Origin of the sequence: Alkalihalobacillus sp. BA299 (assembly GCF_017745675.1) — a bacterium.
GTDB lineage: Bacteria > Bacillota > Bacilli > Bacillales > Bacillaceae_F > Alkalihalobacterium.
The window spans coordinates 44,240-58,464 of sequence record NZ_JAFLJM010000018.1; the positions used below are offsets into that span (position 1 = coordinate 44,240).

At 35.2% G+C, this 14,225-nt stretch carries 15 protein-coding genes; 9 read left to right on the top strand and 6 right to left on the bottom strand.

Annotation, left to right across the window (positions count from 1 at the left end; translation table 11 throughout):
• Positions 1-67: 67 nt before the first annotated feature.
• Entirely contained in the window at positions 68-973 is a 906-nt protein-coding gene (rocF, locus tag J0N78_RS20085; protein ID WP_209124911.1) for an arginase, read from the top strand.
• Between the two features lie 48 nt (positions 974-1,021).
• A complete protein-coding gene (locus tag J0N78_RS20090; protein ID WP_247747448.1) occupies positions 1,022-2,404 on the top strand; it encodes a YjiH family protein in 1,383 nt (460 codons plus the stop codon).
• Between the two features lie 79 nt (positions 2,405-2,483).
• Here the strand turns inward: J0N78_RS20090 and J0N78_RS20095 are convergent, their stop codons facing one another.
• Positions 2,484-2,681, bottom strand: a complete 198-nt coding sequence (locus J0N78_RS20095; RefSeq protein ID WP_209124912.1) for a cold-shock protein — start codon at positions 2,679-2,681, stop codon at positions 2,484-2,486.
• 303 nt (positions 2,682-2,984) lie between these two features.
• On the opposite strand from J0N78_RS20095, the gene J0N78_RS20100 reads away from it, so the two are divergent.
• The 3 genes from J0N78_RS20100 to J0N78_RS20110 all read left to right on the top strand — a co-directional run bounded on the left by J0N78_RS20100 (position 2,985) and on the right by J0N78_RS20110 (position 5,320).
• Entirely contained in the window at positions 2,985-3,935 is a 951-nt protein-coding gene (locus J0N78_RS20100; RefSeq protein WP_209124913.1) for a calcium/sodium antiporter, read from the top strand.
• Positions 3,936-4,085: 150 nt separating this feature from the next.
• Positions 4,086-4,874, top strand: a complete 789-nt coding sequence (locus J0N78_RS20105; protein WP_209124914.1) for an enoyl-CoA hydratase/isomerase family protein — start codon at positions 4,086-4,088, stop codon at positions 4,872-4,874.
• Between the two features lie 11 nt (positions 4,875-4,885).
• Complete coding sequence (locus J0N78_RS20110) at positions 4,886-5,320, top strand: PaaI family thioesterase (RefSeq protein ID WP_209124915.1); 435 nt, start codon at positions 4,886-4,888, stop codon at positions 5,318-5,320.
• 58 nt (positions 5,321-5,378) lie between these two features.
• On the opposite strand, the gene J0N78_RS20115 is transcribed toward J0N78_RS20110, so the two are convergent.
• A complete protein-coding gene (locus J0N78_RS20115) occupies positions 5,379-5,582 on the bottom strand; it encodes a hypothetical protein (protein ID WP_209124916.1) in 204 nt (67 codons plus the stop codon).
• A 176-nt stretch (positions 5,583-5,758) separates the two neighbouring features.
• On the opposite strand from J0N78_RS20115, the gene J0N78_RS20120 reads away from it, so the two are divergent.
• Both J0N78_RS20120 and J0N78_RS20125 read left to right on the top strand, forming a co-directional pair.
• Positions 5,759-7,024: a hemolysin family protein gene (locus J0N78_RS20120; protein WP_209124917.1), complete on the top strand. Its 1,266-nt coding sequence runs from the start codon at positions 5,759-5,761 to the stop codon at positions 7,022-7,024.
• 422 nt (positions 7,025-7,446) lie between these two features.
• Entirely contained in the window at positions 7,447-7,944 is a 498-nt protein-coding gene (locus tag J0N78_RS20125; RefSeq protein ID WP_209124918.1) for a hypothetical protein, read from the top strand.
• A gap of 482 nt (positions 7,945-8,426) precedes the next feature.
• Here J0N78_RS20125 and J0N78_RS25960 read toward each other — a convergent pair whose 3' ends face one another.
• Positions 8,427-8,546, bottom strand: coding sequence for a DUF6254 family protein (locus J0N78_RS25960; RefSeq protein ID WP_247747449.1), 120 nt, complete (start codon positions 8,544-8,546; stop codon positions 8,427-8,429).
• Between the two features lie 505 nt (positions 8,547-9,051).
• Between J0N78_RS25960 and J0N78_RS20130 the strand changes: the two genes are divergently transcribed.
• Complete coding sequence (locus J0N78_RS20130) at positions 9,052-9,585, top strand: DUF3189 family protein (RefSeq protein ID WP_209124919.1); 534 nt, start codon at positions 9,052-9,054, stop codon at positions 9,583-9,585.
• Positions 9,586-9,750: 165 nt separating this feature from the next.
• Here J0N78_RS20130 and J0N78_RS20135 read toward each other — a convergent pair whose 3' ends face one another.
• The 3 genes from J0N78_RS20135 to J0N78_RS20145 all read right to left on the bottom strand — a co-directional run bounded on the left by J0N78_RS20135 (position 9,751) and on the right by J0N78_RS20145 (position 11,743).
• Positions 9,751-10,002 (bottom strand): hypothetical protein, encoded by a 252-nt coding sequence (locus J0N78_RS20135; RefSeq protein WP_209124920.1) that lies wholly within the window; start codon positions 10,000-10,002, stop codon positions 9,751-9,753.
• 332 nt (positions 10,003-10,334) lie between these two features.
• Positions 10,335-10,517 carry a hypothetical protein gene (locus J0N78_RS20140; RefSeq protein WP_209124975.1) on the bottom strand — a complete coding sequence of 61 codons (183 nt, stop codon included), beginning with the start codon at positions 10,515-10,517 and terminating at the stop codon, positions 10,335-10,337.
• Between the two features lie 278 nt (positions 10,518-10,795).
• Complete coding sequence (locus J0N78_RS20145; RefSeq protein ID WP_209124921.1) at positions 10,796-11,743, bottom strand: 3'-5' exonuclease; 948 nt, start codon at positions 11,741-11,743, stop codon at positions 10,796-10,798.
• A gap of 179 nt (positions 11,744-11,922) precedes the next feature.
• Between J0N78_RS20145 and J0N78_RS20150 the strand changes: the two genes are divergently transcribed.
• On the top strand, positions 11,923-14,178 hold the full coding sequence (locus tag J0N78_RS20150; protein ID WP_209124922.1) for an AAA domain-containing protein: 2,256 nt from the start codon (positions 11,923-11,925) through the stop codon (positions 14,176-14,178).
• Positions 14,179-14,225 lie beyond the last annotated feature (47 nt).

The window sequence follows — 14,225 nt, forward strand, 5'->3', positions numbered from 1 at the left end:
TAAAGGGAATTAAGGTGGAACACATAGTCATAGCTGTTCCACTAGACTTCAGAGAGGGGATTTTTTTATGAAAAAGTTTAAGAAAGTATCAATTATTGGAGTACCCATGGATTTAGGACAAAAACGTCGTGGGGTAGATATGGGACCAAGTGCAATGAGATATGCTGGACTAATTGAAGAAATTGAAGAGATTGGCTATGAAGTTAGAGATTATGGAGATCTGAAAATTGATCGTTCACAGGTAACTAATCAAGCACCTGAAAATTTAACAAATTTACATGAAGTCATTCGAGTTAGTGAAGAATTGCAAAGTGAAGTAGAAAAAATTCAAGAAGAAGGTAGTTTCCCTTTAGTTCTTGGTGGAGATCATAGTATGAGTATCGGATCGATTGCCGGATTAAGTAAGCGCTATCAAAACTTAGGTGTCATTTGGTATGATGCGCATGTAGACTTAAATACTGCAGAAACTTCTCCATCTGGAAATATACATGGGATGCCCCTAGCTGTGAATTTAGGAATTGGACATCCATCATTAGTAAATATTGGTGGATATTGTCCGAAAATTAAACCAGAAAATATTGTCATTATTGGGGCTAGATCGATAGATGAAGGAGAAAGAGAGTTAATTAAAGAGCAGGGAATCAAAGTATATACGATGCATGAAATTGATCGTCTTGGAATGACTAAAGTAATTGAAGAAACGATTGAATACTTAGCAGCTAGAACGGATGGCGTACACTTAAGTCTAGACCTAGATGGAATAGACCCAACAGATGCTCCTGGGGTAGGGACGCCTGTTATTGGTGGAATTTCCTATCGAGAAAGCCATCTTGCCCTCGAGATGTTAGCAGAATCGAACGTTATTACTTCTGCAGAATTCGTAGAGGTAAATCCAATCTTAGATATAAAAAATAAAACAGGGGATGTTGCAGTAGCATTAATAACTTCCCTTCTAGGAAAAAGACTATTATAATGATATATTGTTTGTATTTTAATTTTTTACATAAAGGGGGAGCTAGTATTGGCTTCAAATAATATTGAGAAGCAAAAACAAGTTGAAAATAACTCAGCTTTAAATAGTTATTTACTTTTCGTTATACCATCACTTCTCGGGATAATTTTATTTATGACTCCATTACAATTTGATGATGGCATTACGATTCCTGTTGCTTTTTTAGCAAAGCAGCTTGAAGGCCTATTAAGCGGTATTCTTCCATGGTTAGTTACAGTAATTTTATTCTTCGTATCTATTTTGACAGGATGGTTGTCGTTATTAAAGCCAAAAAAACTGTTAAAAAGTGAGGTTATTAAAGCCTTATTTTTAGTTCACCCTGCATGGTTTATAACTCGAGTATTTGGATTTATTTTTGCTGCGGTAACATTACTAGAGATAGGTCCAGAATGGATTTGGTCTGAATATACAGGTGGTTTACTACTCTATGAACTCATTCCATTGTTATTTACGATCTTTTTATTTGCTGGCTTATTCTTACCGCTATTATTAAATTTTGGTTTACTAGAATTATGTGGTGTTTTACTAAACAAAGTAATGAGACCTATTTTTACCCTTCCAGGACGATCTTCTATTGATTGTATGGCGTCATGGATGGGAGATGGGACAATCGGTGTATTATTAACAAATAAGCAATATGAAGAAGGATTTTATACAAAACGAGAGGCAGCTGTTATTGGTACGACATTTTCAGTTGTATCTATAACGTTTAGTATCGTAATTTTAACGTATATGAATTTAGAGCATATGTTTATTCCGTATTATTTAACGATCTTACTAGCTGGATTTGTCGCAGCTATCATTATGCCTCGTATCCCGCCGTTATCGCGTAAAGCTGATACGTATTTTGTTGAAAATCAACAGCGCTTTGACGAAAAAGAGTTGAAAGGGAAAGCATTATTTACACTTGGAATTGAAAAAGCTTTAGAGCGTGCCACGTCAAGCAATAATAGTTTTTCTGCTTCCTTTAAAGGTGGTATGAAAAATGTCTTCGATATGTGGTTTGGTGTTATTCCTGTCGTCATGGCTTTTGGAACAATTGCTTTAATAATTGCAGAACATACGTCTTTCTTCGCCATTTTAGGAGCGCCATTTGTCCCATTATTAAACATAATGCAAGTTCCAGAAGCGGCTCAAGCGGCTCAAACGATGGTGATAGGTTTTGCTGATATGTTCTTACCAGCTGTTATCGGAAGTGGAATCGAAAGTGAGTTTACACGCTTTGTCATTGCTTGTGTGTCAGTAACTCAACTAATCTACATGTCAGAGGTTGGTGGATTATTACTTGCTTCGAAATTACCTGTAAAGTTTAGTGATCTAGTTATCATTTTCTTTGAACGTACGTTAATTACACTTCCTGTTATTGTAGTCATCGCTCATTTTATTTTTTAATATGTGTAAAGTACCGATTATAAAATGAAATAACGGTCTTTTCATAAAACGAGGACCCCTTAATGGAGTCCTCGTTAACTTATTTTTGAACGTTAGCAGCTTGTGGTCCACGTGCGCCTTGTTCAATATCAAACGTTACAGTTTGACCTTCGTCAAGTGATTTAAATCCATCACCTTGAATTGCTGAAAAGTGTACGAATACATCTTCTCCACCTTCTACCTCAATGAATCCAAAACCTTTTTCTGAATTAAACCATTTTACTTTTCCTTGTGCCATGTTTAAGCCTCCAAAGTGGTTATCCCACGATAGTATTACTATTCTTGTCCAATCAACACTGTGAAAACTGAAATTACTTATTATGTAAGTATTTGTTCTTTATGTTATCGGAGCAAAAATAATTGTACTCATCATAGCAGTTTGTCGTAGATAAAAGCAAGTTTTTTCCAAAGGAAAATTATAACAAAATACCATTTAACATTTTTTTACATATTTTACAGAATGTCTTTTAGAAAATTGCATTTTTTATGTAAATCAGTTTATGCTAATTTATATATAATTTTACTAAAAGGTGGAATAAATGTGGCTTATTTACTACTTACCGTCGGTTTTACTCTTCTTATAATAGGTGCAAATTTATTTGTAGATGGTTCATCAAAAATTGCAGCGATACTCCGCGTCCCCCCGATTTTAATTGGATTGACGATCGTTGCATTTGGAACGAGTTCACCTGAGGCTACAGTAAGTATTATTGCAGCGATAGAAGATAATGCTGATGTAGCTTTAGGGAATGTTATTGGTAGTAATATTTTTAACATTACTCTTGTGGTCGGAATTACGGCATTATTAAACCCGTTAAAAGTTGAAAGTGAAACACTTCGCAAGGAGATTCCTTTTACATTTTTAGCGAGTATTGCTTTGTTAATTCTTATGAGTGATATTACACTTCAAACATTGAACAATAACTATATTAATCGCAGTGATGGGTTTATTTTTCTTTTATTCTTTAGTGTTTTCATTTATTACATCTTTGAAGTTGCAAGAAATAGTCGAGAAAAAATTACAGAAGAGAAAATACCGAAAAGTTCATTAGGCAAAAATGTATTAATAACATTAATTGGTTTAGCAGCAATCATTTTTGGTGGAGATCTTGTTGTTAAAAACAGTACAAACATAGCCTTTACTTTAGGGATGAGTGAAACGTTAGTCGGATTAACGATTGTTGGCGTTGGAACTTCTTTACCTGAGTTAGTCACTTCGATTACAGCTGCTATAAAAAAACAAAGTGAACTCGCATTAGGTAACATCGTAGGGAGCAATATATTTAATATATTATTTATTCTAGGATTATCTTCAGTAATAACACCGCTACCAGTAAACAGTAAAGTATTTACTGATGTCATTTTGATGATTGTATTAACAGTATTGTTATTTATATTTTCAAGGACCAAATATAAAGTTGCTAAATCAGAAGGGATAACCCTTGTATTAGCCTATATCCTCTATACAATTTATATCGTACTTAGAAATTAATATTTAACTTCTATTTTATTAAAAGTTGTGCAGTGTAGAAGAATGTTATGTTTTGTCGAAAATAAAATTTGCAAAATTCTTATTTTTGAATATAAAGTTTGATACACTTAAATAGAAAAATTATCTTTAATTATAAGAGGAGGAATACATATGGAAAATCAAAGTGTTGTATTATCCGTTGAAAACAATGTCGGCATCGTAACATTAAATCGGCTAGAAGTTGGAAATGCTATAGACTTACAAATGGCTAAAGCATTATTGGACGTTGCTATAAGCTGTTCAGAAAATGATGATATTCGAGCCGTTGTCATTACTGGAGCGGGAAATAAATTTTCAGTTGGTGGAGATTTAAAAAGCTTTGCCAAAGAAGGGGAAGAGATAGCTTCTCACTTGAAACATGTTACCGCTTACTTACATCAAGCGATTTCTTATTTTGCAAGAATGAATAAACCGTTCATCGGTGCTGTGAACGGCATTGCAGCAGGGGCAGGAATGAGCCTTGCGTGTGCATGTGACCTCGTTTATGCATCTGATCATGCTAAATTTGTCATGGCTTATAACAAAATTGGTTTAACACCTGATGGGTCAGGCAGTTACTTTTTACCTCGTATCGTTGGCATGAAAAGAGCATTGGAGCTAATGTATACGAATCGTATCTTAAATGCCCATGAAGCGAATGAATGGGGAATTGTTAACCATGTCATTGCTGAAGAACAGTTAATGAACGTTGTAATTGAATTGGCAGAATCGCTTGCAAAAGGTCCAATGAATGCATTTGGAGCAACGAAAAAATTATTCGCGCACTCCTTACAAGAAACACTTGAATCTCAAATGGCTATAGAATCAACGCAATTGGCCGAACGATCAATCAGTCAGGAAGGGCAAGAAGGAATTTCGGCATTTCTTGAAAAAAGAGAGCCTAATTATTTTAATAAATAGGGGGAGATAGAATGAATAAGGAATTCGTAATTAAACAAGCACAATATGCAGCAGAAAAAACTGAATTAGCTCCAGAAAAAGCTTTTCTATTTCAATTTTTTGATTTTCAATTTTCTTATGATGATGAAAAAAGGGAATGTACGATTGAATGTCCGGTGAGTGAAACAATGTTCAACCCAATCGGAACGGTTCATGGTGGAATTTATACATATCTTGCTGACACTGCAATTGGTCATTTGAATTTCCGCTTCAAAGAAGATCCTTATGTATCGTTAGAATTAAAAACGAATCATTTAAAAGCCATTACAAGTGGAAAACTAATTGCTAAAGCAAGATATACTAAAGATGGATATAATGTTCTTTTCACAGAATGTGACATTTATAATGAACTAGGAGACATTGTAAGCAAAACATCAGGCACATTTTACAGAGTCAAAAAACGCTAAAATTTATATGCGAATAAAAAGCTAGGGCGAGGCCCCAGCTTTCAAAAAGGGTGATTTCTCATTCATCCTCAAAATATTGACGAAATTCCTTAGAGTGTTTTTGACTTTTTTCAGTAAAATAAGGATTTTCTTCTGTTGAACTTTTTGGGTCTAAATTTGTTTTCATTACAATGGTTGGGCTATTTGTCGGTTCCGCTATTATTCGATCTGACAGTTTATCAAAGTCCGGTATGTTTTGGTTACCTAACTTATTTTTCTTCATTTCGTACACCTCCTTAATTTTTATGGTGCATACTTCTGTAAGAAAATATGTAGAAAAATAAATAGTGAATAGCTCAATTGTACAATAATCTCTCAGTTTTTATAAAAAAATGATTGCTAATTCTACAGCTTTTAATATATATTAGAAGTAATACGAATCGGGAGAGTGATGGAATTTTGGACAGTATACCCTATGACTCGATTATCTTATTAGGGGCATTGTTATTGTTATCAGGATATTTTTCTGCATCGGAAACTGCGATTACGAGTGTCAATAAAATAAGGCTCCGTAATCAAGCCGAGAACAATAATGTAAAAGCAAAACGTTCACTAGATATGGCGGAAAATTTCGACCAAAGCCTTTCAACCATTTTAATTGGTAACAACATTGTAAACATTGCGATGGCTACAATTGCTACTAAAATTGCGACTGATCTGTTTGGTAGCAATGGAAGCACTCTGCTTATTACAACATTTGTTATTACCTTGTTAGTTCTAGTCTTTGGTGAAATTCTACCGAAATCTTTAGCGAAACAATATGCAGAAAAATATTTACTTGCAATCTCTGCAACTTTAAAGACGGTCATGAATATCTTCTATCCAATAACATGGCTTTTTGTTAAACTCAAATTAGGAATCGATAAACTAATGGGAGCAAAAGATGAAGAGCCTAGTGTAACTGAGGAGGATGTTAAAGCCTTAGTGGAAATTGGAGAAGAGGAAGGGACATTTCACACTCAAGAACGGGAACTCCTTCATAATGCAATCGAATTTGACGACATTGTGGTTAAGGATATTTTAACTCCTCGACCAGATGTAATAGCGGTATCGGTTGATACACCTATTGAAGAAATAAAAGATGTGTTTATTAACGAAAAGTATTCACGCGTTCCTGTATATAATGGCTCAATCGATAACATTGTAGGAATTATTTCACACCGGGACTTTTTTACAATGTACGTGCAAGATAATAATTTTGTTTTAAACAACATTATTCGAAAACCACACTTTGTAATTGGCTCGGTTAAAATTTCTCACCTTTTAAAGGAGTTACAAAAAAACAAAGTCCACTTGGCAATTGTCCTAGATGAATATGGTGGTACTGCGGGTATCATTTCAATTGAAGATATACTCGAGGAAATTGTCGGTGAAATTTGGGATGAACATGATGAAAGTGAACAATTAATTGAAGTACTAGATAACGGAAAATTACGGTTAGATGGACGAATTTCAGTTGAAGAATTTTGTGAATCCATCAATGTTGCAATTCCAGAAACAAGCTCCAATACATTGGGGGGCTGGATTTCAGATACACTTGGTTACCTCCCCAAAAAAGGCGAGACCATGGTATATGAAAATATAAAAATATATATTGAAGAAGTTCGTAATCGTAGAATTCAAAAAGCAACTATTGAAATCAATACTGAAGTTCAAACTGCATAATCTCTAAGAATATAAAGAAAAGCAAAGGATCCTCCTTTGCTTTTCTTTTAAATTTAAATAGTCCTTCACTCTTATAGTCTGTTTTATTAAATGCTACTAGGTCTTTGAAGGTAAAATTATTTACTAGCCTACCTTTCTACCGAAGAGATACCTAATGCCAAATTAGCCCGAAGTATATCCTCCTCCGAATGTCTATCTGACCTTCATATTAATGGTACTATCATAACTTTATCAATTTTCGAATAAAATCTCTTAATCATCTTTTTTTATTACAAGCCTGCAAAAGGGGGTGTACTACATTTAAAATTATAGAGGCATTAGACTTTGTATTCGAACCTGCTGAGGTTATAAGGAAGCAGTATAAAATTTCTAAAAAGCATGTCATCCAAGCGTTATCAGGGATTCGAGCTACTATTGAATGGTTGGAAACTTCGATTTACCAATCCATCATTGCCGATGTTACGTTTTATATATCTGATGCACCGATTAATTATCCTGGACAACTAGAAATCGACGATGAAGGAGATTTTAAACCAGTTATTTATATGAATATTATGGCAATTGCAGAAGACTATAAAAATAAAGAATTTATCCTCGATATGAAAAAAAAGCAAGTGTGTTGTTATGAATATGCTGCATTTATTTGTTTACATGAAGTCGGACATCTTTGTCACGGATTGATTGGCGGAAAAGGCATGGATAAACGTGACCGTTTGTTTGATTATTTTAATCGAGGAGAATACTATTATGAGCGGTTTATTGCAGACATGAAGTATGGCCATACGTATGAAGAGAAGAAAAAATACAGAAATATACCTCACGAAAAAGCAGCAGACCAATTTGCATCCCACAACTTAAACCTGATGTTATCCAAGTTTCCCATAAAAAATGAGACATGTAATTTGCAGGACTATAAATAAGAAAAGCGGAAGGTGTCTGCTTATCGGCGACAAGCGCTGGAGGGCCAGCAATTAGTGTCTTGACTTTTAGACACGTTTGATGGACCGAAGCGACCTCGAGCCGATGACACCTGTAGCTAGACAAGAAAAGCGGAAGCGCCCGTACAGCGGCGTATGGACTGGAGCCCTCCGTATGAGATAAAGGCAACACAGAGAGCGTAAGCGATCTGATGTTAACTTATCGTAAAGAGGTGAGGGAAGTCTCGCTAGACGCTGGGTGCTGTAGCTAGACATCCTCGAAATTGAAACTGTCTTATTCTTTAAAAAATAAGCTGACCCATAGGTTATGATCCTATAAACCTCAATCATTTAATTACTCAATTCAAAAGCATTCCTACTTAGCAAATAGGGCATTAACTGTTGAGTCAGCTATGGTATTTTATTTTTAAATACATACTATTTAATTAAGTTTATGTCTTTAAGTCAAAGTGAACTGAAATATATCATTCCTTTGGTGGTGTCTCTGCGGCTAATTGTTTTAACGACTTAATTTTCCCATGAGGATTTTGCGCTTCTTTCCGCTTTCTAAATTGGCGGTCTGCTTGACCTTTGGATTGTGACATATAATTTCCCACCTTGTTTTAAAGTATTGTTCTATACAAGCTTTCTATCCTAGTTTACCAATACAAAATCGAGTTATACTGCTCATTAAGCAGAGATTTCTGGAAAACATTTAAAAGTCTCTATTCATTTTTTTTACAAGTATAATTTTGATGGAAATTTGGAATTTTACAATGTAAATTCCATGGTTTTAGTTAAGAAAAGCGCAAGCGCCCGTTCAGCGGCGTATGGACTGGAGCCCTCCGTATGAGATAAAGGCAACACAGAGAGCGAAGTCCACTAGACGCTGGGCGCTGTAGCTAGACAAGAAAGCGAAAGGTGTCTGCTTATCGGCGACAAGCGCTGGAGGGCCAGTAATTAGTGTCTTGACTTTTAGACACGTTTGATGGACCGAAGCGACCTCGAGCCGATGACACCTGCAGCTAGACATCCTCGAAATTGAAACTTTCTTATTCTTTTAAAAAAAACACCCAATGTTTTTACTTAAACAGTAAAGGGGAGCAGGACTTGCTTTATATATATAATTGTTTTGCTGGGACACATTCATCAGCATTAGCTGCAGCATATCATCTCGATAAATTGCCAAAAGATCGTGAACCGACAAAAGAGGAAATATTAGGAATTGATATTTTTAATAAATTAACGCCAAGAGATTTTGGAAGGATTATTTATCACGGAAAAGACGTGGACGGAAATAAGGTGTATACAGTAGGAAGAGGAAAATCAACAGCTGTAATACCCGCTCTTCTTTCTTTTATATCTTTGTTAGAGGAAGACGGGAAAGCAATTGAAAAAATCATTTTTTCCAATTGCTCACCAACAGTCCCGATTTCGATGACATTTGGTGGGTTATTTTCAAGACGATTTGGAATTGATTTTATCGGTGTTCCTCTATTAATAAGAGGGGCAAAACAAGCGCACCGTACAATCATCCAATTAGTTGAACATACGAAAGCAGTCGCATCCACTACACAGAAAAACATCGAAGTGCTCGAGAACGAAAAATACAAAGTAAGCGAAATCAAACCCGATGTAAAATAGGCTGATTTTCTATGTGAGCACTCGCAGAGAACTCTTTGATTTTACTAAAACAGTAATACATTTTTAGAAGTAGGGTACTTCGTTTTGTAAGTACTTTTTTTTGATAGGCAGGGGCCTACGTTTTTCAATTGCTAACTGGAGGCCCTAGTTCCTCAAAGTAATTGTTTACCTAACAATAGCTCGACTATGCTGTTTTGCCACTGAAATTTCATAATAAGTTTGGTCATCCTCGTAAATTCGGTCAATCATAATCAAAACATCCTCAAATGCTTTCGAATAGTTTTCTGTTCCGTTTTTACTCATATAATTAATCATGTTTTTAATTTCAATATTTATTTTCTTATCTAATTCCTCTTCTGATAATCGCTTACTACGATCACATTCATCGAAACCGTCTGGGTATTTTGGTATATTCATATTAAATCCTCCAATACTTTTATCGATAATATTTGTTTAGTTCAATTGATAATTATGTATTTTAATATTATCATAATTCTTTTTATGGTTATTGTTCAAGTTAAATGGATGTAAGAAAAGCGCAAGTGACCGTTTAGCGGTGTATGGACTGAAGTCCCTCCGTATGAGATAAAGGAAACACGGCGAGTGCTAGCGAGGCGATGTTGACTTTTCGTACGGAGGTAAAGGAAGTCTCGCTAGTCGGTGGGCGCTGCAGCTAGACATCCTCGAAATTTCTTATTTGTTGAAAAAAAAAACAGCCTACCGTAGATAGGCTGTTCTTTGGCGAGAGACTATTCACGAACTTGTCTCATGGCTCTACCGACAGTTTCCATCATATTGTTATTATTGATGTTATTGTTATTGTTACGACCTCGCATCATACCATAAGCAGCAGCCCCAACTCCTAGGCCTACTAAAGACAACATTAAGCCGTTACGATTATTGTTCCTTCTTCTTCCAAACAAATTGTTCATGATTTCAAATCCCTCCTCATTTTTGTTCGATGATTGTATCAAACATTAATTATGATCAGTCAATTTAGCTGTATGTATGCGAGGGTAACCTTACCATGATTATAAAATATTTGGTTATAATTTTGATGAGAACATTGGAGATAATATATATATGGATAAATAAGTGCTGTGGATAAACATTCGGTATCATATTTAAATTCAAATACATATGATATGTTATTTCTTCTAAGGATGGGTTTATAGAGGTTATTTAATCATTTATGTAGGAAGCAAGATGCTTAGCATCCTCGCTTCAGGGAAAGCTCGTTCATTGGTAGCACAATACTTTCCGGTAAAATCATTATTTTTGAGGCATGATTAGTATGTTCCTCATATGATAATTGGAGCTCATGAGAAAAATCAACTAACAGCCGAATGTCAGCCATTAAATTTTGATCAAACATACTTGAACGATTAATTAAAATATTTTCATACTTTTCAGCAAGTCTCCTTGCCCTTTTAGTTACTTTTGTTGCATCTTTTATTTTATAAATATCTCTAAGATCCATTATAAAAGAATGTACATCACTTATTAACTTTTCACGAAGCTTCTTATTTAATCCTTTTATATTGGTTGAAATGAATTCAACGTCATTAAAAATAAACTGGTTAAGCATAATAAAATCGCTTTTAACCGGATCATTTACAAAGCTTAAATAAACCCGAAGTGTATTATAGGCATCGTGCATAGGATTATGCTGCTGACCATGAAAAGATAGTCCATAAAAGCCAAGAGCTCGTTCCACAGAAACATTCTCTTTCGTTACACGTTTTGTAAAAATCGCCTGAAAATCGACATAACGTTGATCAATCTTTTTAATCGTTCTAGGTGAGATCTCATGTCTTTCTGCATCTAATTTCAAGCGAAAAATATCACTTGGTGACCAAGAGAAAAAACGTGAACGCTTTATTCCACCAACCCACATTAAAAAGTCATCAAAAACTGTCCTAAAACCATCTGCACCAACTAAGTCCTGATCGTGAATTCCAGTTAACTTTTTACAAAATGAAGAAAGTGGTCGAAGGTTTGTTGGACGAATATACCGATCAAAATAAGCAATTTCTTCAGTTTCTATATTATACTTTACAGCCCCTAAGCGAATACCTTCCATATCTTCAAATGGCATTCCGCGATTGGAACAAAGCATTTCAAAATCAAAGAAGACATATTGTTGTACAGTTGTCAAATGATTACCTCCTTCCCAACAAGTAATTATAAGCCAATTCTTCTAAATAAGATAGTGCCAGTTCTTTCCTAGTAGACAATATGGATGGCAAGTTCCAAGAGAATATTATGAAATGTATAATGTTTACGGACAATAAATGAGGTACAATAGATACACTAAATTTTTAAAGGAAGAGATGAATGACAAGTACATTAACTTATATAAAAGAATGGCAAAAAGCGATTCAAATCGAAATTCAGCATTTAAAAAGGTATGGCAGTAATAAATTTAGAGTGAAAAAAGGACATCTATTATCCAAGGATCATTCCTATATATATTATTTTGAAACAACATCTTCAATACGGATTCCTGTTGGCTCAATTGTTCGCTTAGAATGGGGCCCATTAAAACAGGATGGAAAGCTTTTATCCTCCGAAGGAAATAGCATACTTTTATCGGTTCAACAATCAATCGGTGACCTTATTTCTGAAGCAGTAATTTATCATGACCCTTGGGAATTACTTGATGAGTTATCGGAACGATTAGAAGAATTAAAAACAAGTAAGAAAAGACGGTCCCGTATCAAAAAACTGATGGATCCATCGATGGAAGTAAAACAGCCCACTGAAAAAGCAAAAAACCCTACTCATGAATTGTATTTACGATGCAAATCTAACCCTATCACATTTGTTTGGGGACCACCAGGAACAGGAAAGACATACGCTTTAGCACGTGTAGCTGCGAATATGTACTTTAACGGAAGAAGTGTCCTTATTATGTCGCATAGTAACCAAGCGGTCGATGTGTTAGTGAATGAAATTGCAGCTTTTATCACTAAGAAAAAACGATTTAAAGAAGGTGAACTACTACGATACGGAACACAAGTAGGAGAAAGGCTACGAGTGTATGAAGCAATAACGACAAGTCAACTTTTAGAAAAACGCGAGCCTCATTTAGCTGAAGAGCAAGAAACACTTCTAAAAGAGAGACGGCATTTAAAACAAGATTTAGCAAGGTCATTTAGTATGAGAGATACAGATCACCTAATCGAAATTGAAACGAAGATTTCGAAAGTACTTGAAAAAATACGCCAAAAAGAAATTCAATACGTGAAACAAGCGACCATCGTTTGTACGACATTAGCAAAGGCTGCTACTGATTCGGCAATTTATAAAAAAGACTTTGATGTGGTAATTGTAGATGAAGCGAGCATGGCTTATGTCCCTCAAGCTGCTTTTGCAGCATCTCTAGGAAAGCGAGCGATTATTTGTGGAGATTTTAAACAATTGCCGCCGATTGCAGTAGCTAGACACAAGTTAGTTGAAAAATGGTTAAAAGAAGACATATTTCACCGCGCAGGCATTGTAGATGTAGTCAATGAAGGAAAGCTTCATCCTCATTTATTCTTATTAAAAGAGCAAAGACGAATGCATCCTCAAATATCTGCTTTTTCAAATCGGTATATTTATCAAGGGCTTGTAGGTGATCATCCGAGTGTTCAAAAAAAGCAAAAGAAAATCGTGAGTCAACAGCCATTTCCCAACCGTGCTTCTATTTTAGTCGATACGAGTTATACTGGTGAGTATTGTGCAAAAGAGAGAAGCTCAAAGTCACGTTTTAATCTATGGCAGCTATTATTATCTTTTCAACTCATTCATGAAGCCTATATTGGTAACGCAAAGTCCATTGGGTATGTAACCCCATATCGAGCCCAAGCACAAATGATGGATATTTTACTAGATGATCTCTATAAACAAGAAAAACAAAAAGCGGATATAATAGCTGCCACAGTCCATCGATTCCAAGGCAGCGAACGAGACGTTATGATCTTTGATACGGTCGATAGCTTTCCTGAAGAACGTGCTGGAATGTTATTAACCGGGAAAGACAGTGAGCGACTCATTAATGTCGCAATAACGAGAACAAAAGGAAAATTTATTCACATAAGTAACACAGCATTTGTCAAACAAAATGTCTACCGTGGAAAAACGTTTCGGCAACTCGTAGAACATCAAATGATAAATAAACAAATCGTTCCCCCTAGAGAAATAGGTACATGGATTAAAAATCAGCATCAGCAATTACAATGGATACATGCCCTAAAATTAGAGCGTGTGTTTCAAGATATACAAGAAGCGAGCCATTCCATTATTTTATCCTTACCAAATCATTCAACCTTACCGAAAGTATGGTTGGAGCATTTACAAAACAGCAGAAAAAATACCAAGCTTACGATTATATCAACAAATCATCAAGACACAATAAAATGTGATCAATGGCTAAAAAATGAAGTGCCATTTCCATTTGCAATTATTGATCAGCGGTATTTATGGTTAGGTCTTCCGCTCGAAGCGATGAAACAAGTGCAACCTCCACATGTTGCCTTACGTCTTGATTCTGAACCATTTGTACAACATTTTTTATCTCAATTGCCAGTGATAGCAGGGGACATTTAATGAGTGTACTGAAGAAAGGATTATCTTGACTAACGGTCATGAGTACT